Source organism: Paenibacillus sp. FSL M8-0212 (assembly GCF_038004645.1).
Classification (GTDB): domain Bacteria; phylum Bacillota; class Bacilli; order Paenibacillales; family Paenibacillaceae; genus Paenibacillus.
The window spans coordinates 2,970,131-2,994,076 of record NZ_JBBORP010000001.1 but is presented as its reverse complement, the minus strand read 5'-3'; the positions used below and the strand labels follow the sequence as shown (position 1 = coordinate 2,994,076).

Below are 23,946 nucleotides of genomic sequence, written 5' to 3'. Positions count from 1 at the left end.
CTTTACTATAAAAAGATCCGTATCAGTCTTGTTGCTTAAGCATGGTAGACATGAAGTTAGCTATATCTGCAGAGTTCAAGTGTGACCTTCCGCTTGTATGCATTGAGGTGCGTACCCGCAGTCCCATGGAGAGCAGTACAAAAAGTTCTCCCATCTGCTCTGCATTAATCGAGCTATCTATCACACCATGTTTGATTCCCAACTCAATCCACTGCATCGAATAGTTGACCGACCTATCGTGAAATTGCTGTAGTGCTTCGGACACCTGAGGTTCGTCCTCTTTGCCCAGCAAATAAAGCAAGACCTTATTGGTCATTGATCCCTGCTCCTCCAGACCGACTAAATTCGCAGCGATAATCTGCATCGGACCTTCAAACGTCTTGATATCTGCTTTCGCAATGGTAGACAGAACGGCAGAGTGCACCGTCTCCAGATGCTCCATCAGAACCCAGATAAATATTTCGTCCTTGCTTCTAACGTAATGAAAAATCGCCCCTTTGGACAATCCCGAGCGTTCCATAATCTCTTTTAAGGTAATCGCATGGCAGGCTTTCTCTTGTAACAGTTCCTTGGTAGCTCCCAATAACTGAGCCGTTGTATGTTTCCGTCTGTCTTCATTCTTCAAGTACGTTTCCTCCCTTGTTTACTCCTCTACTCTTTAAAAGAATTATACAAACCGACTATCGGTTTGTAAATAAGAATAGTAATTAAGCAATCTTTAACTGGTTCTCGGACCATTTCCCGCATAATTGAAGCATTCGTAGAGACCTGCCTTAAAGAAATAGGTTTTATCCATTCTCTCTACTTCCTTCTCTATTGCATGACGATATATTATATAGGTAGTTAGTAATTTAGCATTTAAAATTTAACCGTTTACATAAGGTAGCCAGGGAGGAATCATCTTTTATATGGATATTGTTCAAGCATTAATTACATGTATGCCTTTCTTTCGAGATACGATTCGTCAGGATGTAACCCTCTCCGTTATTGATCATGAGAAATTCCTATATTTCTCAGCAGGGGAATCGTTAAAACAACTGAATTATCAACCCGGCGACCCTCTATTGGATGGAAATCGAAATTTTGCTGATCTCAACGGCGGTACAGTCAAACGATTTGATCACTACCCTAAAGATTTATTCGGTGTTCCTTTTGACGTGGCTTTTATCCCCATTAAAAATGAGAAAGGTGAAGTCATCGCCCTGTTCAACCTGCTCTACAGTATGGATGACCAGGACCAGCTGCAACAGCTCATGGATGCTACCGAAAATCTGACCAACCAGTTAATTGACAGTGTACAGCATGTAGCCGCACACTCCGAGGAGCTCAGTGCCACAACCGAAGAGATCAGGAATAACTCCAAACAAGCCGTACAGAAATCAGGCAATGTAACTCAGGTTGCCAGTTTCATTCGTGAGATCTCCGAACAAACCAATCTGCTCGGCTTGAATGCAGCCATTGAAGCGGCTCGTGTAGGTGAAGCAGGTGCAGGTTTCGGCGTAGTAGCCAAAGAAATTCGCAAACTGTCTGTCGATACCAAAGAAGCAACGGCCCGTATTGAAGATTCTCTTCTCTCGGTTCGGCAATCCATTCAAGGCATGGAGAATGAACTTGGTGAGATCACTGCAAGCTCCCAAGAGCAGGCTGAACTCGTAAATAATTTCATGAGCACAATTGAGCAACTAAATGAAACCAACAAACAATTGAAGCAATTTGTGCAAAAAATGATTACGTTTGACGGTAAATAAAAATACGTTTAATGAAACAAACGCGGTTCATATCATAGAAATTTGCATAATTCGATTCCTGCCGCTCAGGGGATTTATGCAAAATGGTCATTAAACAATAAACAAAAGCCTCCGAATAAGTTCGGAGGCTTTTTCATGAGTTATTTGACTTAACGAATCTCGAAGTGGCTGATGCGGACACCTGCAGACAACACAATATATACATCCTGCGCACCTGATGCACATGTGAGTTCCGCCTTCACGGTAGACCACTGCTGCGCTTCACCTTGTGCCAGTTCCACACGTCCTGCGAGCGTACCGTCTGGTGAACCGAGTCGAACTTCTAACACAGCGCCTGCTTGTTCTGCGGATACACGAGCTTCAATTACTGCTGCCCCACTACCCAGATCAGCATCTTTAAAGGCAATCCATCCTTGCTCTGCAACTACACGGACAGCACTTCCACCCTCTTTGCTCTCATCCAGGTCAACACCCAGGTAAGCATCATAATTCTCGGCACGAGTAGCCACAGCCAGATTACGAGCAGGGATTGTCTCTCCTTCTACCGTCAGGTCTGCAACCAGCTGAACATCAGAGGATGACTTGGCAACCATAATGGAGTAAGTTCCACTTTCCACGACATAGCGATCACGAGTTACATCCCAGATTGCCAGTTCCTGTACAGGCAAGGTGAAGTTGACTTTCGCTGTAGTTCCAGCTTCGATATGAAGACGACGGAATCCTTTTAATGTTTTGAGTGGACGTTTCACCCGGGATTTGCCTGCACGAACGTACAACTGTACAACTTCGTCACTGGCGATTGTACCGGTATTGGTCACATCTACAGTTACCGTAACGTTGTCCTCTGTACCCACTTGAGCTGGGCTAAGTTCCAAATTGCTGTATTTAAACGTTGCATACGTCAGACCATGTCCAAACGGATACAATACATTACCTTCAAAATATTGATACGTACGACCAGATTGAATAATATCGTAATCTTTGATGTCGGTCAGTTGATCTGCCGATTGTACCCATGTCATATTCAGACGGCCTGCTGGTGCATAGTCGCCATACAATACGTCAGCCACTGCGTTACCCAGTTCCTGTCCTGCGTGCGAAGTATACAATACCGCCGGGATGTTCTCCTGAACCCAATTCGATGTGAACGGATAACTACCCACGATAACAACTACCGTGTTCGGGTTCGCGGCATAGACTGCTTCAACCAGACGTTGCTGGGATTCGGCGAGATCCAGACTTGGACGATCAATCTCTTCTTTCCCGTTTACAAGCGGATTATTACCGACAAAGACAATCGCCGTTTCCGCAGCCTTGGCAGCTGCTACCGCCTCCTCAAGTCCATTCACAATCACATCCTGCTTGAACGTCTCTGTGGCACCAAAGGTTTTCAGTTCTTCGGACACCGCAAATGCATCGTTTCCACCATTAGGTGTAGTCACCGTTTTGCCATTCCAAGTGGTCAGACCTACACTTCCGTCCTGTTGTGGCAACAGGTGGAATACTTCCTTCACGAACCAGCCGTACACTTCATCTGCGGAAGCCGTTACGGTCTCTTCATCTGTGGTCAGATATTTGCCGTTGCTTTCCGCCTGCAAGGTATAACTTCCGAAGCCCCAGTCGGACACCATAAACGTCTCCGCTTCTCCCGAAGCAATCACAGGTGATTTCTCACCTTCTGCCAGTCCAATTTTCTTCCCATTGGCTACGGAAGTTAACGTAATACGATCATTACCATCCTTGAACGCTACTTTGTCGCTGCCTACTTTGCCACGAATCGCCTCAAGTGGGGATACGTTATACGGCATGGTGCCTGCATACCAGTCACGATAGACGGTTCCGCCCAATTGACCAATCACAGCCACTTTACCAGCTTTTGTTTTGTCCAGCGGGAGCATGCCTTTGTCGTTTTTGAGCAACACCACTTGTTCTCTCGCAGCTCTGAGGGACAATTCTTTTGCTTTCTCCGTCATCATGGACTCTTCACCAATAGCAGCGTACGGATTGCCTTCTTCCGGATCGAACTCGCCCAGACGGAAACGCACACGGAACGTATTAAACAACGCTTTGTCGATGTCATCCATCGTGAGTGTACCTTGTTCCAATCCTTCACGTAGTGCCTGTTTGGACAGCTCAGCATCATCGGTGATGCTATCAATTCCTGCTTTTACGGACTCTACCGTACCCGGTGTGTGGGAATCATAGTATTTATGATCGTTCTTGATGCCCATTACGTCACCTGCATCACTGACAATGAAACCATCCATGCCCCATTCGCCTTTGACAATCTCGTTCACAAATGGATGCAACAACGCTGGCGTACCATTAATGGAGTTGTACGCCGTCATCATCGACTGTGCGCCGCCTTCTTTGAACGGCTTCTCGAACGCTTTCAGATAATATTCACGCATATTGCGCGGATCAATGCTGGACGAACCACTTCCGCGATCCACTTCGTTATTATTCGCAAGAAAATGCTTCAAGGTAGCGACCGCTTTGTAATACTTTGGATGGTCACCCTGAATTCCTTTGACCAATGCTGTTGTCAGCTCGGCTGTCAGTTCCGGGTCTTCACCATACGCCTCTTCATTCCGTCCCCAGCGCGGGTCACGTTCCATATCCACTGTAGGTGCCCACAGCGTAAGACCGTTCACTGCCGGATTGCGTTTATAAAATACACGTGCCTCGTCTCCGAGCACGGAGCCAATCTCCTTCATCAGATCCGCATCCCACGTGCATGCAAGCCCCACTGGTTGTGGGAAAGATGTTGCTTCTCCAAGCCAGGCCAAGCCATGGGCCGCTTCTGTTCCGTGTTTGTATGCAGGCACACCCAGGCGTTCTACTGCCGGCTGATATTGCAGCATGGATTCAATTTTTTCATCTTCCGTCAGGCGGGATACAAGGTCCTTCACACGGGTGTCTAACTCTAGTGCTGTATCTTGAAACGGATATTTCGTTTGGTTGGTCGTCATATAAAATCTCCTTTGGTTATCGGTAGTTAATTAAAATGATAGCGAATACATATCTCAAGTAAAAACGGGGGTTAATTCGGATAAAATATTTTTTCCGGTGGATCAATTAACCCTTTTATAATCAACGTTTAAAGGTGTAAAACTTGATCTCATTTTCAAAACCTAAAACGATTTCGGTAATCTTATCATATAGCATGTTTAACAAAAAAAACAGAGGTTCTGCACAGGAAATTGTGAACATCCCCTCTTCAAAATCTGAACAACACCGTTTTTTCCTGGCATAGTCTGGCAATCATGAATAAGAGTACAACGATGTGCGCTGAACGACAATCGCATCAACCGAATGAAGATGATTAAGGAGGAAGACAAATGAGCGACAATCAGCAGCCCAAAACGGGTCTGCCCCCGGTCCCCGAATCACTGTGGCGTGCTACGCATGAATTCGACGCCTATCCTAAACTGACTGAAGATATCACCGCGGATGTAGCAATTATTGGTGCCGGTATTGCAGGCATTACTACCGCTTATCTGCTGGCACAGACGGGTATGCGTGTGGTCGTGTTGGAGGCTGGAAAAGTATTGGATGGCACGACCGGTCATACCACCGCCAAGGTATCTGCACAACACGGCGTCATATTTGATGAAATTATGCATCACTTCGGACAAGAGCAGGCTCGGATGTACTATGAAGGTAATGCCGATGCCGCCAAGTGGATGCGCAATCTGGTGAAGGAAAAACAGATTGATTGCCAGTGGGCAGAGGAAGATGCCTACGTCTACATTCAATCCGAGGAAAACATCAAAAAACTGGAGATCGAGCTGACCGCCTACGGCAAACTCAATATCCCTGGTGAGTGGGTAGATCCACTCCCTATTCCAGTTCCCGCAAGGGCAGGTATTCGCATGCCGGGTCAGGCACGCTTTGATCCACTGGCCTACCTGCACTACTTGCTCGATTCCGCTGTGAAACAAGGGGTGCGTATCTATGAGCACACCACCGTAACCGATGTAGAGGAAGATGCTTCACTACATGTCAGAACTTATGGAGATGGTCCATCCGTAACAGCGGAACATATTGTCGTGGCTTCTCATTTTCCCGTCTATGATCCCGGATTTTATTTCACACGATTACACGCCGAGCGATCGTACGCCGTATTAGTCGAACCGGAAAAACCGTATGCTGGTGGCATGTATATCTCGGACGATACACCGTACCGTTCCTTGCGTACCGTCTTGCATGACGGTAAGGAACTTATCCTCTTCGGCGGCGAAAATCACAAAACCGGACAAGGCATCTGCACCTTCGGTCATTATGAACGCCTGGAGCAATTCGCAGCGGAGACATTTGGTATCCGCAACATTCCTTTTCGCTGGTCAGCTCAGGATCTGATCTCCATTGACAAGGTGCCTTACATTGGACCGATTACCGGAAGACATGAACGTGTCTATGTGGCGACCGGGTTTGCCAAATGGGGAATGACAACGGGCACGATGGCAGGACACATTCTTGCGGATCGTATCAGTGGACGTGACAATCCTCATGCCGCTATATTCGATCCAGCAAGATTCAAGGCCGATCCTGGCATGAAACATTTTATTGTGGAAAATGTGAATGTAGCCAAGGAATTAATCTCCGGTAAAGTAGGCATTGTGCACAAAAACGTTAGTGATATTGGCGAAGACGAAGGAGCTGTCGTTCGTCTTAACGGCAAACGTGCTGGCGCCTATAAGGACACCAGTGGCAAGCTGTTTCTGGTGGATACCACCTGCACCCATCTCGGGTGCGAAGTCGAATGGAACGAGGGCGAGCGTTCGTGGGATTGCCCATGCCATGGTTCCCGCTTCGATTATGCAGGACATGTGATTGAGGGCCCTGCTGTGGAAGACCTTAAGGTTCTCGACGCACAGGATTAACCGACATTTAGCGATTAACCTGTAAACCAAAGAAACAAAAGTTCATCTCACAGACCGGATCGGAATCCGCCTCCAGGCGGAAGTAACCGATCCGGTTTTTGCGTATGCTGAATTATAGCTACTAAACAAACAGCAGCTTCAGCTAAGCGTCAGTATTAAACGAACTTCTTATCGATCAATCGTGATACAGAACTATTTTAAAGTCACTACCTTGCATTAAACAGTACTGAATGCTATGATGACTTCACTACTACTGAATAATATACACTAGCGATAAATGAAGCTATTAAGGAGGAACCTGTGTGAATGTGAACATCCAGTTCAAAAAGGGAGTATTGGAGCTGTGCGTCCTGGTATTAATTAACCGCCAGGATCGGTATGGCTACGAACTGGCTCAGGCGGTCTCCAAACATATCGAAGTTGCTGAAGGTGCACTGTATCCCTTGCTTCGCCGCCTTGTGAATGACGGTTACTGTACCACCTACCTGCAAGAATCAACTGAAGGACCGCCGCGCAAGTATTACCGACTGTCCGAGACAGGTCGCGACTACATGTCGGCACTGACGACAGAGTGGAATGATTTTGTGCGCAATGTCGCAAATCTGATTGAGGAAGGAACTCATAATGAATAGACAACAATTTATGCAGGCCATGGAAATTCATCTACGGCCGATGGAACCGCAGGAACGGGCTGAATTGCTCGCAGATTATGATCAACATTTCGAGCTTGGACTACGAGAAGGCAGACTGGAAGAAGAGATCGCTCGGGAGCTGGGACAGCCGGAAGAGATCGCCAAGGAAGCACTCGGTGAGCGTTATGACATTCATACACCGGGTTCAGATGCGTTTTATGCACCGACGTATCGCGAAATGCGATCCCCAAGAAACAGCACCAGAGCCACTCGCAACTTTTTCACAGCCATCGGCCTGTTATTCCTGAATCTGATTCTTGGCATTCCTCTTGGTCTCATGATGTGGTCGGTATGGCTTGTTATTGCCAGCCTGTCCTTGCTGGTTTTAGCTCCTGTGGCAGCGGTTGTGGACTTTCTATTCCTTAGCCAACTCGATAAAGCAGAGATCTTCGTTGCGATTGGCGCTTTCGGTGTCGGCATTTTGTTTGCCATCGCATCGAAGTATGTCTTTAGAACCTTCAAAATCGTCACTCTTCAATATATTAGATGGAATAAAAACACGATGAAAGGAGATGTTTCCGCATGAGCACCAAGAAATGGCTTGCGCTTGCCGTGATATGTATCGGAATAGGTTTACTTGGGACATCCATCTATGGCGTTCAGTTCGGGGATGAACGGGAGCATTATTCCAAACGATGGGATTTCAAAGCAGATGAATTACAGAACATTATCATGAATGCTAATTTCAGTGCAGATATTGAATTTGTTGTAAGCCCGGATTCGAATGGTTATATCGAAGTGGATGGAAAATGGGACCCTGCCGTAGTCAAAAGCTTCGAACAAGCCACTTTATCTAACGGCACATTCCAACTGGCGCAGACAGAACGTGAACGATTGCAATTTTTCACCTTGTACTGGAATGATCAAGACTCCACAATAACAGTTGCCCTGCCTGAAGGACACAAGTTAAATGAGGTTAAGCTGGACTCCTCTTCAAGTGAATGGGATCTAACGGATCTGAGTGCCAATCAGCTTGAGCTGAATAACACCTCAGGTTCCATACGTCTGGCAAACATCAAGGTACCCAATATTGAGTTGGCTCTGACTTCGGGGGACATTACCGCTTCCATGATTAATGGAGACATGACCGTGAAACAGACATCCGGAAGCTTCACTGCTGATCAGGTAGTTGGTCAAGTAAACAGTAAGATTAAATCAGGAGATATTGAGATCACTGAATTAAACGGCGCAGCCGATGTTCAATTCACTTCGGGTAGCATTCATATTGAACAGTCCCATTCCGCCCCGATTAATGCGTCTGGAACATCAGGAGATATTTTCATTCAAGCTGCACCTGATTTTGACGGAATCTACGACGCTAAGGCTACTTCCGGAAGTGTAGATGTACCTGAATCGCCAATGGTGAGCCGGGAAGTGATCAAGGCCCGTACTTCTTCTGGCAGCATCGAGATTACCAAATAGTGATGAAGCCAATTTCCGAACTGTGGGTAATAATAGTATAATTGAATGCTAGTCCATTTCTAAGGAGGAATTACCCACATGGAACTTAAAAATAAAACAGCTATCATTACAGGTGCCGGAAAAGGTATCGGCCGTGCCATCGCTGAAGCACTTGCCAAAGAAGGTGTGCACATTGGACTTATTGCACGTACCGCTTCGGATCTTCAGGCTCTTCAACAATCACTCAGTCAAGAATACGGCGTGAAAGTAACCAGTGCTGTAGCAGACATCTCGGATCGCACACAGGCGGAAGCCGCTGTAGCCGCCATTGAGATGGAACTCGGCGCAGTGGATATCCTGATCAACAATGCAGGTATTGCAAGTTTTGGCACATTGCTGGATATGGACCCGGAAGAGTGGGAACGCATCCTGCATGTTAACGTTATGGGTACATATTACGTCACACGTGCTGTCCTCCCAAGCATGATCAAGGAAAGTAGCGGCAGCATTATCAATATTGCTTCCACTGCAGGTGAGCGCGGATTCGCTACAGGTTCGGCATACTGTGCATCCAAGTTTGCGCTACTCGGCATGACCGAATCTCTGATGCAGGAAGTGCGCAAATCCAACATTCGTGTAACGGCACTGACACCAAGCACAGTGAATACGGAGCTTGCGACCAATGCCGGACTGAAAATTGGCGACGAAGATCGCATGATGCAAGCGGAAGATGTAGCTGAACTTGCACTCGCAACGCTCAAGCTGTCCGACCGTGTCTTCGTTAAAGCAGCAGGCATCTGGACGACTAATCCACAATAGACAGGTGATTCTGACCTTTCTAACAAACCTCTCGCACCTTATTGTGCTCTTTTGCAGGAAATGAGAAACGTAACGAATCTCTGCGACGTTATTTCGCCAGAAGTCTGTGGAATGTAGCCAAATTACACGCACAAGAGTGAAATAAAGCGTTTGAGATTCGTTACATCTCGATGTCTGCTTAAAATCATCTAATAGAGCTCGCTCAGTTCGTTAGAAATATAAAAGGACGTTTCCCATTGTACATGTATGCATGTTCGCATGTTCATGTACTGGGGCGACGTCCTTTTTTTATTCTATAAATGATCCAGACCCAATTCTTTGGACACAGCAATGAGTACCACCGCAGGCTCATCACCGATATTGGTCACTTCATGGGGCACGATCGCATTCCAGGTAAACGAATCACCCGCTTCCAGAATTTCCACATCTTCACCTTGTTGCGCACGAATCATACCCTGCAATAAAAGATGACTCTCTTCTCCCGCATGTTTGCTTACCCCGGTCGATGCACCTGGCGGCAACTCCACAATCGACATACGCATCGCACCTTTGGCTGTAAGATGCTGCACTTTGATCTGTCCGCTTCCGGCCGTTGTTTCCTTGCGCTCGTTCTTACGTACTACATTCATCCGTTGCTCCGGTGTCAGCAGCAAATAGGGAAGTGGCACTTCCAGATAATCCGCAATACTTTCAAGCGTAGCAATGGAAGGTGACGTTTTGTTGTTTTCCACGTTGCTGATAAAACCTTTGGACAACCCCGTTCCCTCGCACATCTGCATGATCGTAATCTGTTTCTGCTTGCGGATCGTACGAATAGCCAAGCCGATATCCATATTGCGTCCCTCCCCTTCTATTGATCTATTTAAGACACCAGTCGTCCGCGTCGCTTCTTCAGGTTATCTATTCGCCACGTGTCTCAACAAATATAATCCGATTGCCAAACGGATCTGTCACGGTCATTTCCCTTGAATTCCAAGGGGTCTCCTCGATACCGGGTCTCGCATGTTTGTACTCTTTCTGACGAAGTGCACCATGGAATGTATCCAAGTTATCCGTATCCACACGTAACGCAGCTCCAGGTGTACAATCTCCATGATGTTCGGACAGATGAATCACGATGGAATCGAGCGAAACCTGCATATATAAGGGCATATCTTGCTCAAATCGATGTTCCCAATCCAATTGGAAACCCAGGTATTCAAGGTAAAACTCTCTAGCTTTATTTTCATCAAATATTCTCAGAATAGGCACGATACTCTTTAACATCCTGATCACGTCCTCGGGAATAAGATATAAACCATGCGTAGCGATACTTCTTTTAAAACTCTTCAAGGTTTCTTATACACAACATATATTCATCATACAAAAAAAGTATTGACCCTACAATGAAACCATGATAAATTTTGTTCATAAATAAGAATATTTATTTCATATTGGTGAACTTTATTGTCTAAGCTATATATCTAACTCAATCCTCATCAGGTGGTGTTTTCAATGAATTCTCCTTATATACATGAAATCCGATTACCGTCTCATTACAATCCAGATCAACGTTATCCCGTAATCTTCGCCTTACATGGCATGGGATCAGATGAACAGGATATGCTTCGTTTAATGGAGCCTATGCAGTCTGATTTTATTATTGTTGCCATCCGTGGGCCTATCGTTCAGGGTAGTGGTTATGCTTATTTTCAGATCAAAAGCATTGGCAACCCCATCCGCGAATTGTATGATGCCTCCGTGCTGGGACTGCAACAGTTGATTGTTGATCTGTCCGCCAAATATGCTATTGATCCCATGCGGCGTTATATCGCCGGATTCAGCCAGGGCGCCATTATGGCAATGACCCTATCGCTGGTGATGGGAGATGCAATTAAAGGCATTGTAGCCATGAGTGGGTACATCCCGCAATTTGTGAAAGACGAGTACAAGCTACAACCCGATTCGGAGCTGTCTGTGTTCATATCGCATGGGGATCAGGATCATCTATTCCCGCTCCAGCTGGGCGAAGATAACGCCAATATCTTCCGTCAACATACCAATCACGTCACATATGTTCCTTACAACGGTGGACACCAGGTGACCCCCGATCTATATCAACAATTCCAACAATGGCTTCGCACGGATGCGAACCTGACTTCCGAAGACTCGAAAGGACTGAATTTATAATGATGCCATCCCTGTTTATTGCTCACGGTGCCCCATCACTAGCACTGGAGGAGAATGTGTACACCGATTTTCTGCAGAAACTCGGACAAGAACTGCCGAAACCCAAAGCAATTATATTGTTCTCTGCTCACTGGGAATCCACAACTCAGCTTGTATCCTCGGTAGCCAATTACGAGACCATCTACGATTTTGGCGGTTTCCAGCCTGAATTGTACCAGATTAAATACCCCGCTCAAGGACATGCAGAGACTACAGCCGAGGTGGAGCGTCTATTCGCAGAAGCTGGGATACCGGTACAAACGGATGATGTTCGTGGCCTGGATCACGGGGCTTGGGTTGTGCTACGCCTGCTCTACCCGGATGCGGATATTCCCGTAGTTGCCTTGTCCGTGAATCGCTATCTGACAGGTGAGCAGCAATATCAGGTCGGACAGGCGCTCGCTTCCTTGCGTGAGCAAGACATACTCGTCATTGGCAGCGGCGGGACCGTTCACAATCTGCGTCGATTGCACTGGGAAAGTAACGGCGTTGACCCGTGGGCATCGGAGTTCGACAACTGGCTGCATGACAAGCTGGTAAGTTGGGATACGGCGTCTCTCTTCTCCTATGATAAACTGGCACCTTCAGCTCAAGCCGCCGTGCCTACCCCGGAGCATTTTGTACCACTGTTGCTGGCGATGGGTGCGGGGCATCAGAACAAACAGGCATCGCTCCTGTTCAAAGCCTATCAGTATGGCAACCTGAGTTTGTCCTGCTGGAAGTTTGATTAAAGAGGACTATATAAAAGGTTAATACTACTTATATAGTAGATAAAAAATAAGCGTGGGTTACAGGGATTGTCCCTGTTGCCCACGCTTTATTTGTTGATAGGAGCGACTTTCATGAGGTTGTAGATGTTGATTGGGATGGAGCCAGGTGTGCTGATTATGCAACAACCGCCTTTGAATAATGAGACCATTGTAGCATGTAAGCAAGGACTCCGGTTTCTTGTGTGCTTTTCCGGATTATAACTATAATATGAGGTGAAATCAGGCACAGTTTGCTCGCATATTACTCACCATATTATCTGAATAGCTCATACGGAGGGAATTGGATGCCAGAACAGCGTATATATGAATTGATGGATGAACTGGATATGTTGCTGGAGGAGAAGGTACAGGATGAGGAAAACCGGGAACTCTTGGAGGCTTATCGCCAGTTTGAAGGCGTGACGGATGAGCAGCTCGACGCATTCGAGCGTGAACAAGGTATTCGTTTGCCTGCTGATTTTCGTGCGTTTTATAAACGTAAAAATGGGAGCGGTTATGCCTTTCACGTCTTGTATCCAAGCCTTGAGGATGGACAGGAATCCGAACCATTTTATCTGTTATCCCTGGAAAAAATTCAAAAGGAGCAGTCCACGCTGGTGGAGAACCGCATGGATGATTATTTTACCGAAGAAGAGATCCGTGAGCTTGATCCTCGAATCAAACCCTACCTTTTTCAAAAGAAATGGGTTACATTTGGCATGCTTGGAGGTGGCTCACTGTATCTGATGTTCGATTTTGATCCGACAGAGCAAGGAACGGTTGGGCAGATTATTATGTACGTACATGACCCGGATTTCGTATATTATGTCGCTGGGACGTTTACGGAACTATTGGAACAATCCAACCGGAATTTACGTGCCATTGAGGCCATCGAGTACTGAGAAAGTATAACGTATCAACACTGGCATCAGCCTACTCCCTATGGATCACATGATCAGCATGATGATATGACCTTTTTTGCATAATGCTGGGATATGTCAAAGCGGTTATAATAACATTTAGTGGAAATGCACATGCTATATAGATAAACTGCCTTTTCTACACCTAATACATTGATCTGGGAGGAACACACGAAGTGGCTGAACAACCGAAGTCTGAGAGCTTTATGTCTCTCGTCAAAAAAGGAAACACATCCTCCGCCGTAGCGATGGCAGGTAATGCTGTTCTTGCGGTGTGCAAAGGGGGAGCCTTCCTATTCAGTGGCAGTGGCGCCATGTTCGCTTCGGCGATGCATTCACTCGCTGATGCCATTAACCAAGGGTTTGTCTTTGTCGGAAGTGTGTTGTCCGAGAAAAAACCTACACGCCGCTTCCCGACCGGATTCGGACGGGTCATCAACATTTTCTGTATGATCGCCGTTATTGTCGTGACGATTATGGCCTATGAGACCATTCATGAGGGGATTCACCTGCTCCAGCATCCTGTTGGTCATACCGGCGGTCTCTGGATTAATATCGGAGTGCTTGTTCTGAACATTGTCATTGACGGGGCCATCCTGATCAAAGCCATGAAGGAAATTCTAAAAGAAGCACGCGCACCCAAAGCCGCCGGATTTGCCTTGGTCCCTGCTGCCATCAAAAATGTAGGCCGTGCTGCGCCACCAACCCGTCTCGTATTCTACGAAGATGTTGTAGCAGTACTCGGTGCGACACTCGCCTTGATCTCCGTTGTAGTCATTGCATTAACCAATTTTGCATTGCTCGATGGCATTGTGACAACGATTATTGGATGTCTGATGATCGCTGTAGCCTTCCGTGTCGGTTACGATAATATGATCGGATTGATTGGTGTTGCGGCTCCACAGGATATTGAGGACAAAGTGTCCCAAACCATTCTGGCAGATACACATGTTGCTGACATTCAGATGATGCGTATCATTCAGGAAGGCCGTTATTATCATGTGGAAGGTCTCATTGAGTTGACCAAAGGACTCAGCCTAGCTGATGCGGATGACATCAAGTTCCGTATTCAGGAGAAACTGATGACGAACCCCGATATCGCCGACGCTGCCATCTCCATTATTGAGGATGACGGTGTGAACAGCTGGGGCAAGAAACATTCAGATGTGGTGAAATAACAAGCTTCGTTTTGGATAAAAAGAATGACAGAACCCACTCTTCAACAGAGTGGGTTTTTAATATGTTCAACTACACACTCATCTACAAAGAGGTAGTTGCCCAAATACTTACCTAGACTTTGGTCTAGGTTCACTTTAACTCCAAAGACGGAGGATAGACTTTTCCAGTTCATGGTATGCTGTGAGTAACGAAAGTATTGCTCTACATACAACCGTTCGGAAATTGATCTTGTATTAAGAAGGAGAGATATTATGGCTAAACGTACGATCCTTGCGCCTGTTCTCATTTTGCTGGGCGTGTACCTGATTCTGAACCAGGGAGGTTCACTCGGTCCGGGTACGATCTTTGCGACCTTCTGGCCCACGTTATTCGTGATTCCACTAGGACTGTTCTTCCACTGGCTCTACTTCTCCATGATTGGCAGAGGGGTTGGACTTCTGGTTCCTGGTGGATTGCTGCTCACGGTTGGTATCGTCTGTCAGATCGCTATGCTGTTTAACAACTGGGGTACGATGTGGCCGGGCTTCATTCTGGCTGTAGCTGTTGGTTTGTTCGAATTGTACTGGTTTGGTGGTCGGAACAAATGGTTACTGATCCCCATCAACATTCTAACAGTTATATCGTTGCTATTCTTCGCTGTGATGTCGATTGGCACGATGCTGAGCAGCTTGAGCTTTATCCAACCGTTTGTGGCGATTGTGTTGATTATGGGCGGGGCATGGATCATGGTGGGTCGCAAAAAGCGCATGTAGTGGCAATTATATAAGATGAATAGGATGCGGGGTCACACTGAGCCACTCCGCGTGCAGAATAATCTTTCGATCGCTGTTATCCCCGGATTTTTTTGATTCCCTTTTACAATGGGAAAATCCGGTGATAAAGGCGAACGCTCCGCTTCTATAGCTTATTTCTGCCCGCTCCGTTAACGTTTGATCTTTAATGTTCATCTTATATGGCACTTCAAGCGCTATTGCTCTGAAGTAGGTAATAAAAAAGGGATGCTGCTCGTCATTCAATTGAAATGACGAGCAGCATCCCTTTTTGTTTTTTTTCAGAATCTAACGAACTGTTCACACGCTATTGACTCTACTTAATAAGCCACGGTGAATCGTTATCAGATGCTATTACCTCTTATTTACTGTGCATTTTAAACTCTAGGAACAGGTCGTTATAATGCGAGAGCATTTTTTTGCCCAGATTATCGTAGACCTCCAGCTTGCCTGTCAGTGTCTCGTCTGGATAGAAACGTTCATCCTCCGAGATGTCCTCTGGCAGCAGCTTAAGCGCCTCGGCGTTTGGGGTGGAATACCCGACATACTCGGCATTGCGAGCAGCATGATCCGGATCCAGCATGAAGTTGATAAACTGGTGTGCCCCTTCAATATTACTCGCTGTCTTCGGAATAACCATGTTGTCAAACCAGAGGTTCGAGCCTTCTTCAGGCACCATGTAATCCAGCTTGTCGTTCTCATCCATAATCTCCGATGCATCTCCGGACCATACAAGTCCAACTGCCGCTTCCTCGTTCGCAAGCAGCATCTTGATCTCGTCACCCACAATTGCTCTGACGTTTGGTGTCAATGTAGACAGTTTCTTCAGCGCTTCTTGCAGATGATCTTCGTTGGTATCGTTAAGGGAATACCCGAGACTGTTTAATCCCATACCAATGACTTCGCGTGCGCCATCGAGGAGCAGGATTTGATTTTTCAAACGCGGGTCCCACAGGTCATTCCAGCTATCAAACGTCAATCCATCCACCAGCTCAGGATTGTACACAACCCCCACCGTTCCCCAGAAATAAGGGATGGAGTACTTGTTGCCTTCATCAAAGGACAAGTCCATGAACCTCGGATCAATGTTGTCCAGGTGAGTTAATTTGCTATGATCCAGCGGTACGAGCAGGTCTTCTTCTTTCATTTTGCTAATCGCATATTCAGAAGGAATCGCCACATCAAACGTAGTACCGCCCTGCTCAATCTTGGTAAGCATCGCTTCATTGGAATCAAACGTCTGATAGATGACCTTAATGCCTGTCTCATCCTCAAATTCCTTGAGCAGATCCGGGTCGATATAATCGCCCCAGTTATAGATGGTCAGCGTGTTTCCGCCAGAATACCCCTGACTCTTATTCAGATACGAAGCCAGGATCATCAGGGCAAACGCGGCGACAAAAACAAGCGCAAATGTCCGTACCAGTTGCTTCATGGACGCAGCCCCTTTCCTCCGGGTGGTATCCGTGTTGCACGGCGGTTAATGAAGTAATATCCAACCACCAGCAGCACCGTGAGCAGGAATAACAGGGTAGACAGAGCATTGATGGACAACGAAACACCCTGCCTTGCTCTGGAGTATATCTCTACCGAGAGTGTGGAGTATCCATTACCCGTAACAAAGAATGTTACTGCGAAATCATCGAGTGAGTACGTCAATGCCATGAAGAATCCGGCAAAAATACCCGGTTTCACGTATGGCAGCACCACACGTGTCAGAATCTGCCATGAACCAGCGCCCAGATCGCGTGCTGCATCCATCAGTGTTGGACTCATCTCCTGCAGCTTCGGCAGTACCATGATCACAACGATCGGTACACTGAATGCGATATGAGACAGCAGGACCGAAGTGAAGCCCAGTTTGATACCAATCATGGTAAACAGGATCAGGAACGATGCACCAATGATGACATCCGGACTAACTATGAGCACGTTATTGAGTGACAGCAGCGTGTTCTTGGTCCGTTTGCGACGCACATGGTAGATCGCCAGTGCTCCTGCAACACCAAGGATCGTTGAGATCGCTGATGACAGGAGCGCAATGATAAATGTATTCAGCACAATGATGAGTAGCCGAGTATCGGCGAACACCTCTCTGTACCATTCAAGTGTGAATCCTTCGAAGCTGCGCATGTGACCGCCGCTGTTGAAGGAGTAGAAGATCAGATACGCAATCGGTGCGTACAATATGGCGAATACAACGGCTAGATAGACGTTAGACAGCTTTCCGTTTCTTCCCATTACGCACCTCCTTCTTGCCTGATCCAGTCAGGAACATAATAATCGCCATCGCAATAATCAAAAAGACGGCAATCGTTGAACCCATCCCCCAGTCCTGGGTGACGAGAAAATGCTGTTCAATCGCTGTTCCCAGCGTAATTACACGGTTCCCCGCAATAAGGCGGGTAATCATGAACAGAGACAGCGCTGGAATAAATACAGCCTGACAGCCTGATTTCACACCGCTAATCGTCAGCGGAAAGATAACCCGGCGGAAGGTCAGCCAAGATGAGGCACCCAGATCCCGCGCCGCGTAGATCAACGATGGATTCATCTCTTCCAACGCATTGAAGATCGGCAGGATCATGAATGGAATGAAGATGTACACCGAGACAAAGATAAAACTGAAATCGGTGAACAAAATCTGCTGTGTGCCAATACCCACGACTTCAAGCAGGGAGTTGGTCAGACCGTACGTTCCAAACAGGCCGATGAAGGCGTACGCTTTTAACAAAAGATTGATCCAGCTTGGCAGAATGATCAGCAGCAACCACAGCTGCTTGTGCTTCGTCCGGGTCAGCATATACGCCGTTGGATACGAGATAAGCAGCGAGAACGCCGTAATCAGAAATGCATACCAGAACGAACTGAGCGTCATCTGCAAGTACACCGGCGTAAAGAAGCGGGCGTAGTTGCCAAACGTGAAGTTACCCTCCACATCGAAGAATGAATAATAGATGACCAGCAGAACCGGCGCCACAACAAACAACACCATCCATAGTACATATGGAATCAGATACGCATTGCGTGTGCTGGCCTTAGTCTGCATGAGCGGCCTCTTGATAAGCTTCAAGTCGCTTGTCGAACTCTTCTTCGGTCTCGTTAAAGCGCATGACGTGTACAGCTTCCGGGTCAAAATAGAGTCCTATCCGCGCGCCGACAACGGCTTTCTTGGTAGAGTGAACAAGCCACTCATTGCCCGCATCATCGTATGTGGATATCTCGTAATGCACCCCGCGAAATAGCTGGGAGTCCACATTGACCTTGAGCTTGCCCTGTTCTTCGGTTGTAATCTCCAGATCCTCTGGGCGAATAACAATCTCTACCGGCTCGTCCCGCTGGAGACCCTGATCGACACACTCGTGCTGTGAGCCAGCGAATTCCACCACAAAGTCCTGCTTCATTCTGCCCGATACAATGTTCGATTCCCCGATAAAGTCTGCCACAAAACGGTTAATCGGCTCATCATAGATATCATTCGGTGTACCGCTCTGTTGGATCACGCCGCCATTCAGGACAAAGATCTCGTCGGACATCGCCAAGGCCTCTTCCTGATCATGTGTAACAAAGATAAACGTGATGCCCAGTCGCTGTTGCAGCTCCCGTAATTCATACTGCATTTCGGTCCGCAGCTTCAGATCGAGTGCTGAGAGCGGCTCGTCCAGCAGCAGAATTTCAGGTTCGTTCACAATTGCGCGTGCAATCGCAACCCGTTGTCGTTGTCCACCGGACATTTCACCAATTTCACGGTTCTCATAACCGGATAGATTGACGAACTTGAGGGCTTCCAACACTTTGCTGCGAATTTCAGCCGTTTTCATCTTTTTGATCCGCAAACCAAAAGCTACGTTCTCAAATACATTCAAATGTGGAAATAACGCATAATCCTGAAATACGGTATTCACCTGCCGCTGGTGGGCAGGCACCCGGTTGATAAGCGCACCATTAAAATAAATACTGCCCTGTGTCGGCTCCGCAAAACCGGCAATCAGCCGCAATATCGTTGTTTTCCCGCAGCCCGATGGGCCAAGAAGCGTATAAAATTTACCCCGCTCAATCTCAAAGCTGACTGCCTTCAATACGGCTTCATCCTGATCGTATTGCTGAGTCACCGCTTCGAAGCGGATAATCGGTTGTTGTTCTGACATGCTTCACATCGCCCCCTTATACTTGAGGTACCTCTTAATTCTGTACACTTTCGTTCATGCATCCTTATAGATAACCCATCTATTATATATGATTCAGGTATATCCGCAATGGTTTTGATGTAAACGCCGCGTGTCATTTCTTCTTATTTTCAAAAATTCTGCATACATTACGGGTAATGTCGATAATACGTACCCATATGGAGTGAATGAAACACGTTTAGGATTCCATTTTATGTGTGAAAGGAGTCTTGGCTCTTGGATATTCGTCGTAACCTGCCCTTGCTGATGACCATTTGTTTTCTAAGTCAGATGGGCGGATTCATGATCCTGCCCCTGTTTCCTTTGTTTATTGAGGAATTCGGCCTTTCCGGCTGGATGATGGGGGTTATTTTTGCACTCTTTTATGTGGGGAAAGTGATTGGCGGTGTTCCTGCTGCCGCAATTTATAAGAAACTCGGGGGTAAACGCACGCTCATCCTCATGCTGTTACTGCTCGCTGTCTGTATGGGTGGCTTTGCGGTGTCTACTGCTGCGGTGTTGTTCGGCCTGCTCCGGCTGCTACAAGGGTTGGCTTCCACCGGACTTACCGTGGTCGTGCGTTCCATCATCGGGGATGGGGGGAATGTAGACAACCGCGGGCTGTACAATGGGTATATCAGCAGCAGTGAAGGCGGCGGTATGGTACTTGGCCCAGTCATTAGTGGCTGGCTTGCGCTGCACTGGCCATTGTCGGTGCCTTTTTTACTCGTTACCGTATGTTGTCTGATGGCCGTGGTCGCTGCGATGGGGATAAAGACGTCGGCACCCGCTAGAGCTAATCATGAATCCGGAAGTACGTTAAGTGATCATCCATTAGAAGATCCTTCTACTACGGTGACACAAGAACCTCTGGTCAACTCAGCACACTCAGTACTCCACACGGATAAAGTTGTAGGCTCCACTACAAGTGACTCCCACCCTCATACTACTGTATCGACTGCGCCTCCTTTATCTTCATCACCGTCTGATGCAAAGCATACTCAAGATTTGTCTACAAAGCTCACACAGCGGCAACAGCTTCTCGGCTACGGCACAGTACATTTTTTGGAGATGAGCGCCTATGCGGTATTCCTCACCTATTTTGCACTGTATGCAGCTCACATCATGCATTGGGACCCGTTTGCAACCAGTCTCGCCTTCACCGTCTCAGGGATCTCTACGCTTGCCGCTGCTCCCTTTGTTGGTTATCTCTCTGACCGGTTAGGCGATCGTCTGTTACTCTGTATGCTCGGCATGTTCCTGATTGGAATCGAAGTTGTTGTATTTCTAAGCACATCCTCCCATCTATGGGTCTACGTTGGCATGCTCATTGGCGGGGTTGGCGGTGCATGTTACATGGATTCGTTCTTTGCTCATATTGGTGATCATATCCCGGACGAGAGTCGAAGCTCTGTTATAGGCAAAATTGTCTCAGCTGCCGAGATCGGCTCCATCGTATCTCCACTGGTTGCAGCGCTACTTATGGAAGTTGGATCGCTTTACTCCGTGTTTGTGTTCAATCTGGTGCTGATTGCTGTTGCCATTGTAGTTCAGGCCGTGATGCGCAGTCGGTACAAGACAAAACCGGTGTAAATGCAAAAGGGAGATGTCCACAAGTCATAAACACGACGGAGGACATCCCTTCATTAGCATAATTTTTTTCTAACGAACCGCACAAGTGTTATTCGCTTCAATTTCCACAGGGCTGTATTTTAACGAATCACAGAGGCGCTATTTCCTTGATTTATTGCTCCTGCATCGGTTTCAGGCAGGTTAATGCCGATATAACGCCACTGATGTTCGTTAAATTATAATTTCAAAATTAATCATCCCTATAAAGCGCGCTCGGTTCGTTAGCTCTACAACTCGTGAGAGAAACCATTTCGGTGGCAACCTCTCGATTATGCTTTTCCTAATAATGTTGCTATATTCTCTGCATTTTCTTGGATTTTGCTTTTTAAGTAAGGGTCGGTCGTGTCAGGTAATTCTGTTGGTTTATAAAACCTTGCTTCAAGAACTTCTACCCCATCCGGCTTCAATTCTCCCTCATACTCCGTGCAAATATAACCAATGACCACATTATAGTATTCATGCCCATTTCTTAATTTCGTATATAACTCTTTTCCTGAGAAGACACCATACAGATGAAGTTTCTTAATCTCTATCCCTATCTCTTCTCTGACCTCTCGCATTGCAGACTCTTCCACCGATTCACCAAGCTCCATAGATCCACCCGGTACTCCCCACGTATCATCCAGATGTCGAACTAATAGAATTTTATCTGTCTTGTTCAAGATCAATATACTCGGTCTCACCAAAATAACAGGAGCATTGCCAACCATTCCTCGCAACGTTTCAATATAACCCATGGATTGTTCCCTCCCCTATGTGAAGTCAAAGTCATGGCTTCATTATAGGTGTGTTATATATTTCCAGATAGAGAAAGAATCTTTTCATTTTTTCCTATTTTAAAGCCCTTCTTTTGGATAAAAAAGGATCACAAAAATAACCCGCCTGCACAATTTAATGTGCAAACGGGCATTTCATTGGTGCCTCTCCGGCCTGTGGCTGGGGATTCTCTACCTGTGCATTCTGCTGCTCGCTACTTCTCGGCTCTGCGGCAGATGCCACACCATCTTTCAGGGTATACGCCTGATCCTGATGGAAAAAGTTCGGCTTCACGATCTCATTGCGATAGGAACTGTGGAAAATATGCGTTGTCGCCGGAGATACCGGCGGAATCAGCCACACCCAATCCCCGGTCAGCTCACGCCCAGCCTTCTCTTCCCGCTGTTCAAACATAGCAAATTGCGCTGCCGCCGTGTGGTGATCCACAATGCTCACGCCTGCTTTTTTAAACGAATGCAGTACAGCCACATTCAGCTCCACCAACGCACGGTCCTTCCACAATGTCGTTTCACTCGACGTATTCAACCCAAATGCTGCCGCCACCGCAGGCAATTTGTTATACCGGAACGTGTCCGCCAGATTACGAGCGCCAATCTCGGTACCCATATACCAACCATTAAACGGCGCTGCCGGGTAGGATATACCACCAATCTCCAGACGCATATCGGCGATCATCGGCACACCGTACCAGCGTATGCCAAGCTCCGCAATCTCTTCCCGCTCTGGGTGTTCAATCATCACTTCCACAATCTCTTCTTCGGGTATAACATACCACTCTGGCGCTTGTCCTTGTGCCTGAATAATGAGCGGTAACACATCATATGAGCTACCTGTTCCTTGCCAGCCAAGTGACATCGCCGCCTTGGTCAGTTCCACCGAAGCAGGATCTCCAATAATGCCTTGCTCTGTCTCATATCCTGCATAACGAATAAGCTGATGATTCCAGACACGTACCGGAGCTCCATTCGGCCCATCCGGTGGAAGGATAGTAATCATCGGAATTACTTTGCCTCCGTTGGATGCCATATGAATATGATTCATCACCGCATCCGCTGCCGTTCCTGCCGTATCGGCATGACGGGCATCCACGATCCGAAGTTTGTCCCAGAACAGCCGTCCGATGCAGCGATTACTGTTCCGCCAGGCCATTTTGCACCCCTGCTCCAATTCTTCTGTGGTATGCACATAGGTACCCGTTGCTTCGATCTCTCCCATAACGGCAACAAGCCGGGCCTGCGCGTCTTCACGCGCATGACCCAGCTCTTCATAACATGTATATATAAACCGTTCAGCTTCTTCCTGCAATTGTTCCAGGTCTGACCGCATCATTCATTCCACCATTCTGTACATCTTGGATGCCATCATTATACGGCAAGTGCACCGGATTTGTAAGCGAACGGACACTTTGTTCACGGACTCTACATATCGTTGTCAGGATGAAGGGTAACTTTGCTTATTTGCCCAAAAATGCGTTTAACATCCAGACCTCTTTATCCAGCGCAGCGGTGAAACCAATCAGCATATCTTCCGTTGCGTTATCCTCTGCTTCTCCCGCTTCGTGAATGCCTTGATGAATCACTTCCACCATTGTACGCAGATCAGCAACCACCGACTCTACCATACGCTCAGCAGACAAATGCCCTTGTGCTTCTTCAATTGGAGAAAGACGCAGCTGTTCAGCCATCGTAGCCACCGGACGTCCACCAATAGCCAGCAAACGTTCTGCAACTTCGTCCATATTCGCCGTAGCTAAATTGTACAGCTCTTCGAATTTGGCATGCAGTGTGAAGAAATGAGGTCCTTGAACATACCAGTGGAAGTTATGCAGTTTCGTGTACAGTACAGACCAGCCTGCGATCTGACGGTTCACAACCTCTTGAAGTGCTGTGGCGTTGTTGGCAAAAGTGTTGTTTCTAGTTTGGATTGTGCTCATGGAATTTATCCCCTCTCGAATATAAAAATAGAATTTGAATGATTGTTATGGACTGTTTTAATTTAG

At 47.0% G+C, this 23,946-nt stretch carries 23 protein-coding genes; 12 read left to right on the top strand and 11 right to left on the bottom strand.

Features of this window, described 5'->3' with window-relative positions:
- Window positions 1-22: 22 nt before the first annotated feature.
- Complete coding sequence (locus MKX68_RS13335) at window positions 23-625, bottom strand: TetR/AcrR family transcriptional regulator (RefSeq protein WP_338588937.1); 603 nt, start codon at window positions 623-625, stop codon at window positions 23-25.
- Window positions 626-908: 283 nt separating this feature from the next.
- Between MKX68_RS13335 and MKX68_RS13330 the strand changes: the two genes are divergently transcribed.
- Window positions 909-1,748 (top strand): methyl-accepting chemotaxis protein, encoded by an 840-nt coding sequence (locus MKX68_RS13330; protein ID WP_036612816.1) that lies wholly within the window; start codon window positions 909-911, stop codon window positions 1,746-1,748.
- Window positions 1,749-1,897: 149 nt separating this feature from the next.
- Here MKX68_RS13330 and MKX68_RS13325 read toward each other — a convergent pair whose 3' ends face one another.
- Window positions 1,898-4,720 (bottom strand): glycoside hydrolase family 3 C-terminal domain-containing protein, encoded by a 2,823-nt coding sequence (locus tag MKX68_RS13325; RefSeq protein ID WP_340912169.1) that lies wholly within the window; start codon window positions 4,718-4,720, stop codon window positions 1,898-1,900.
- A 369-nt stretch (window positions 4,721-5,089) separates the two neighbouring features.
- On the opposite strand from MKX68_RS13325, the gene MKX68_RS13320 reads away from it, so the two are divergent.
- From MKX68_RS13320 to MKX68_RS13300, 5 genes are all read left to right on the top strand, one after another.
- Window positions 5,090-6,634: an FAD-dependent oxidoreductase gene (locus tag MKX68_RS13320; protein ID WP_340912166.1), complete on the top strand. Its 1,545-nt coding sequence runs from the start codon at window positions 5,090-5,092 to the stop codon at window positions 6,632-6,634.
- 302 nt (window positions 6,635-6,936) lie between these two features.
- Window positions 6,937-7,266 carry a PadR family transcriptional regulator gene (locus MKX68_RS13315; RefSeq protein ID WP_338588944.1) on the top strand — a complete coding sequence of 110 codons (330 nt, stop codon included), beginning with the start codon at window positions 6,937-6,939 and terminating at the stop codon, window positions 7,264-7,266.
- On the top strand, window positions 7,259-7,852 hold the full coding sequence (locus MKX68_RS13310) for an HAAS signaling domain-containing protein (RefSeq protein WP_340912162.1): 594 nt from the start codon (window positions 7,259-7,261) through the stop codon (window positions 7,850-7,852). Before MKX68_RS13315 ends, MKX68_RS13310 begins: the two co-directional genes overlap by 8 nt.
- Window positions 7,849-8,748, top strand: a complete 900-nt coding sequence (locus MKX68_RS13305) for a DUF4097 family beta strand repeat-containing protein (RefSeq protein ID WP_340912159.1) — start codon at window positions 7,849-7,851, stop codon at window positions 8,746-8,748. The genes MKX68_RS13310 and MKX68_RS13305 overlap by 4 nt, the downstream gene beginning before the upstream one ends.
- A 78-nt stretch (window positions 8,749-8,826) precedes the next feature.
- Entirely contained in the window at window positions 8,827-9,546 is a 720-nt protein-coding gene (locus MKX68_RS13300) for a 3-ketoacyl-ACP reductase (RefSeq protein WP_076332439.1), read from the top strand.
- 293 nt (window positions 9,547-9,839) lie between these two features.
- On the opposite strand, the gene MKX68_RS13295 is transcribed toward MKX68_RS13300, so the two are convergent.
- Complete coding sequence (locus tag MKX68_RS13295) at window positions 9,840-10,379, bottom strand: helix-turn-helix domain-containing protein (protein ID WP_340912156.1); 540 nt, start codon at window positions 10,377-10,379, stop codon at window positions 9,840-9,842.
- 67 nt (window positions 10,380-10,446) lie between these two features.
- Window positions 10,447-10,812, bottom strand: a complete 366-nt coding sequence (locus MKX68_RS13290) for a glyoxalase superfamily protein (RefSeq protein ID WP_338588954.1) — start codon at window positions 10,810-10,812, stop codon at window positions 10,447-10,449.
- 228 nt (window positions 10,813-11,040) lie between these two features.
- Here MKX68_RS13290 and MKX68_RS13285 point away from each other — a divergent pair, with 228 nt between their 5' ends.
- From MKX68_RS13285 to MKX68_RS13265, 5 genes are all read left to right on the top strand, one after another.
- The gene (locus MKX68_RS13285) at window positions 11,041-11,715 is read left to right on the top strand and encodes an alpha/beta hydrolase (RefSeq protein WP_340912152.1); all 675 of its coding nucleotides are present in this window, start codon (window positions 11,041-11,043) and stop codon (window positions 11,713-11,715) included.
- Window positions 11,715-12,485 (top strand): DODA-type extradiol aromatic ring-opening family dioxygenase, encoded by a 771-nt coding sequence (locus MKX68_RS13280; protein ID WP_340912150.1) that lies wholly within the window; start codon window positions 11,715-11,717, stop codon window positions 12,483-12,485. The genes MKX68_RS13285 and MKX68_RS13280 overlap by 1 nt, the downstream gene beginning before the upstream one ends.
- A gap of 323 nt (window positions 12,486-12,808) precedes the next feature.
- On the top strand, window positions 12,809-13,405 hold the full coding sequence (locus MKX68_RS13275; protein WP_340912149.1) for an SMI1/KNR4 family protein: 597 nt from the start codon (window positions 12,809-12,811) through the stop codon (window positions 13,403-13,405).
- 194 nt (window positions 13,406-13,599) lie between these two features.
- The gene (locus MKX68_RS13270; protein WP_091036009.1) at window positions 13,600-14,601 is read left to right on the top strand and encodes a cation diffusion facilitator family transporter; all 1,002 of its coding nucleotides are present in this window, start codon (window positions 13,600-13,602) and stop codon (window positions 14,599-14,601) included.
- Window positions 14,602-14,853: 252 nt separating this feature from the next.
- Window positions 14,854-15,354 (top strand): hypothetical protein, encoded by a 501-nt coding sequence (locus MKX68_RS13265; protein WP_017691802.1) that lies wholly within the window; start codon window positions 14,854-14,856, stop codon window positions 15,352-15,354.
- Window positions 15,355-15,733: 379 nt separating this feature from the next.
- Here the strand turns inward: MKX68_RS13265 and MKX68_RS13260 are convergent, their stop codons facing one another.
- Genes MKX68_RS13260 through MKX68_RS13245 form a run of 4 tightly spaced genes read right to left on the bottom strand, consistent with a single transcriptional unit; the run spans window position 15,734 to window position 19,520 of the window.
- A complete protein-coding gene (locus MKX68_RS13260; RefSeq protein WP_074092622.1) occupies window positions 15,734-16,807 on the bottom strand; it encodes an ABC transporter substrate-binding protein in 1,074 nt (357 codons plus the stop codon).
- On the bottom strand, window positions 16,804-17,613 hold the full coding sequence (locus MKX68_RS13255; RefSeq protein WP_062836831.1) for an ABC transporter permease: 810 nt from the start codon (window positions 17,611-17,613) through the stop codon (window positions 16,804-16,806). The genes MKX68_RS13260 and MKX68_RS13255 overlap by 4 nt, the downstream gene beginning before the upstream one ends.
- Entirely contained in the window at window positions 17,588-18,421 is an 834-nt protein-coding gene (locus MKX68_RS13250; protein WP_017691799.1) for an ABC transporter permease, read from the bottom strand. The genes MKX68_RS13255 and MKX68_RS13250 overlap by 26 nt, the downstream gene beginning before the upstream one ends.
- A complete protein-coding gene (locus MKX68_RS13245; protein WP_340912143.1) occupies window positions 18,411-19,520 on the bottom strand; it encodes an ABC transporter ATP-binding protein in 1,110 nt (369 codons plus the stop codon). The genes MKX68_RS13250 and MKX68_RS13245 overlap by 11 nt, the downstream gene beginning before the upstream one ends.
- Window positions 19,521-19,775: 255 nt before the next feature.
- On the opposite strand from MKX68_RS13245, the gene MKX68_RS13240 reads away from it, so the two are divergent.
- The gene (locus MKX68_RS13240) at window positions 19,776-21,131 is read left to right on the top strand and encodes an MFS transporter (protein ID WP_340912141.1); all 1,356 of its coding nucleotides are present in this window, start codon (window positions 19,776-19,778) and stop codon (window positions 21,129-21,131) included.
- A gap of 308 nt (window positions 21,132-21,439) precedes the next feature.
- On the opposite strand, the gene MKX68_RS13235 is transcribed toward MKX68_RS13240, so the two are convergent.
- From MKX68_RS13235 to MKX68_RS13225, 3 genes are all read right to left on the bottom strand, one after another.
- Window positions 21,440-21,907 carry an NUDIX hydrolase gene (locus MKX68_RS13235; RefSeq protein WP_340912139.1) on the bottom strand — a complete coding sequence of 156 codons (468 nt, stop codon included), beginning with the start codon at window positions 21,905-21,907 and terminating at the stop codon, window positions 21,440-21,442.
- A 154-nt stretch (window positions 21,908-22,061) separates the two neighbouring features.
- Window positions 22,062-23,273 (bottom strand): nitric oxide synthase oxygenase, encoded by a 1,212-nt coding sequence (locus MKX68_RS13230; RefSeq protein ID WP_340915382.1) that lies wholly within the window; start codon window positions 23,271-23,273, stop codon window positions 22,062-22,064.
- A gap of 127 nt (window positions 23,274-23,400) precedes the next feature.
- Window positions 23,401-23,880 (bottom strand): Dps family protein, encoded by a 480-nt coding sequence (locus tag MKX68_RS13225; protein ID WP_340912138.1) that lies wholly within the window; start codon window positions 23,878-23,880, stop codon window positions 23,401-23,403.
- Window positions 23,881-23,946 lie beyond the last annotated feature (66 nt).

What these genes read in the sequence shown, in the direction of transcription:
- MKX68_RS13330 (WP_036612816.1), top strand. Translation starts at nt 909, where the DNA reads ATGGATATTGTTCAAGCATTAATTACATGTATGCCTTTCTTTCGAGAT.
- MKX68_RS13325 (WP_340912169.1), bottom strand. Translation starts at nt 4,720, where the DNA reads ATGACGACCAACCAAACGAAATATCCGTTTCAAGATACAGCACTAGAG.
- MKX68_RS13320 (WP_340912166.1), top strand. Translation starts at nt 5,090, where the DNA reads ATGAGCGACAATCAGCAGCCCAAAACGGGTCTGCCCCCGGTCCCCGAA.
- MKX68_RS13310 (WP_340912162.1), top strand. Translation starts at nt 7,259, where the DNA reads ATGAATAGACAACAATTTATGCAGGCCATGGAAATTCATCTACGGCCG.
- MKX68_RS13305 (WP_340912159.1), top strand. Translation starts at nt 7,849, where the DNA reads ATGAGCACCAAGAAATGGCTTGCGCTTGCCGTGATATGTATCGGAATA.
- MKX68_RS13300 (WP_076332439.1), top strand. Translation starts at nt 8,827, where the DNA reads ATGGAACTTAAAAATAAAACAGCTATCATTACAGGTGCCGGAAAAGGT.
- MKX68_RS13295 (WP_340912156.1), bottom strand. Translation starts at nt 10,379, where the DNA reads ATGGATATCGGCTTGGCTATTCGTACGATCCGCAAGCAGAAACAGATT.
- MKX68_RS13290 (WP_338588954.1), bottom strand. Translation starts at nt 10,812, where the DNA reads ATGTTAAAGAGTATCGTGCCTATTCTGAGAATATTTGATGAAAATAAA.
- MKX68_RS13285 (WP_340912152.1), top strand. Translation starts at nt 11,041, where the DNA reads ATGAATTCTCCTTATATACATGAAATCCGATTACCGTCTCATTACAAT.
- MKX68_RS13280 (WP_340912150.1), top strand. Translation starts at nt 11,715, where the DNA reads ATGATGCCATCCCTGTTTATTGCTCACGGTGCCCCATCACTAGCACTG.
- MKX68_RS13275 (WP_340912149.1), top strand. Translation starts at nt 12,809, where the DNA reads ATGCCAGAACAGCGTATATATGAATTGATGGATGAACTGGATATGTTG.
- MKX68_RS13265 (WP_017691802.1), top strand. Translation starts at nt 14,854, where the DNA reads ATGGCTAAACGTACGATCCTTGCGCCTGTTCTCATTTTGCTGGGCGTG.
- MKX68_RS13260 (WP_074092622.1), bottom strand. Translation starts at nt 16,807, where the DNA reads ATGAAGCAACTGGTACGGACATTTGCGCTTGTTTTTGTCGCCGCGTTT.
- MKX68_RS13255 (WP_062836831.1), bottom strand. Translation starts at nt 17,613, where the DNA reads ATGGGAAGAAACGGAAAGCTGTCTAACGTCTATCTAGCCGTTGTATTC.
- MKX68_RS13250 (WP_017691799.1), bottom strand. Translation starts at nt 18,421, where the DNA reads ATGCAGACTAAGGCCAGCACACGCAATGCGTATCTGATTCCATATGTA.
- MKX68_RS13245 (WP_340912143.1), bottom strand. Translation starts at nt 19,520, where the DNA reads ATGTCAGAACAACAACCGATTATCCGCTTCGAAGCGGTGACTCAGCAA.
- MKX68_RS13235 (WP_340912139.1), bottom strand. Translation starts at nt 21,907, where the DNA reads ATGGGTTATATTGAAACGTTGCGAGGAATGGTTGGCAATGCTCCTGTT.
- MKX68_RS13230 (WP_340915382.1), bottom strand. Translation starts at nt 23,273, where the DNA reads ATGCGGTCAGACCTGGAACAATTGCAGGAAGAAGCTGAACGGTTTATA.
- MKX68_RS13225 (WP_340912138.1), bottom strand. Translation starts at nt 23,880, where the DNA reads ATGAGCACAATCCAAACTAGAAACAACACTTTTGCCAACAACGCCACA.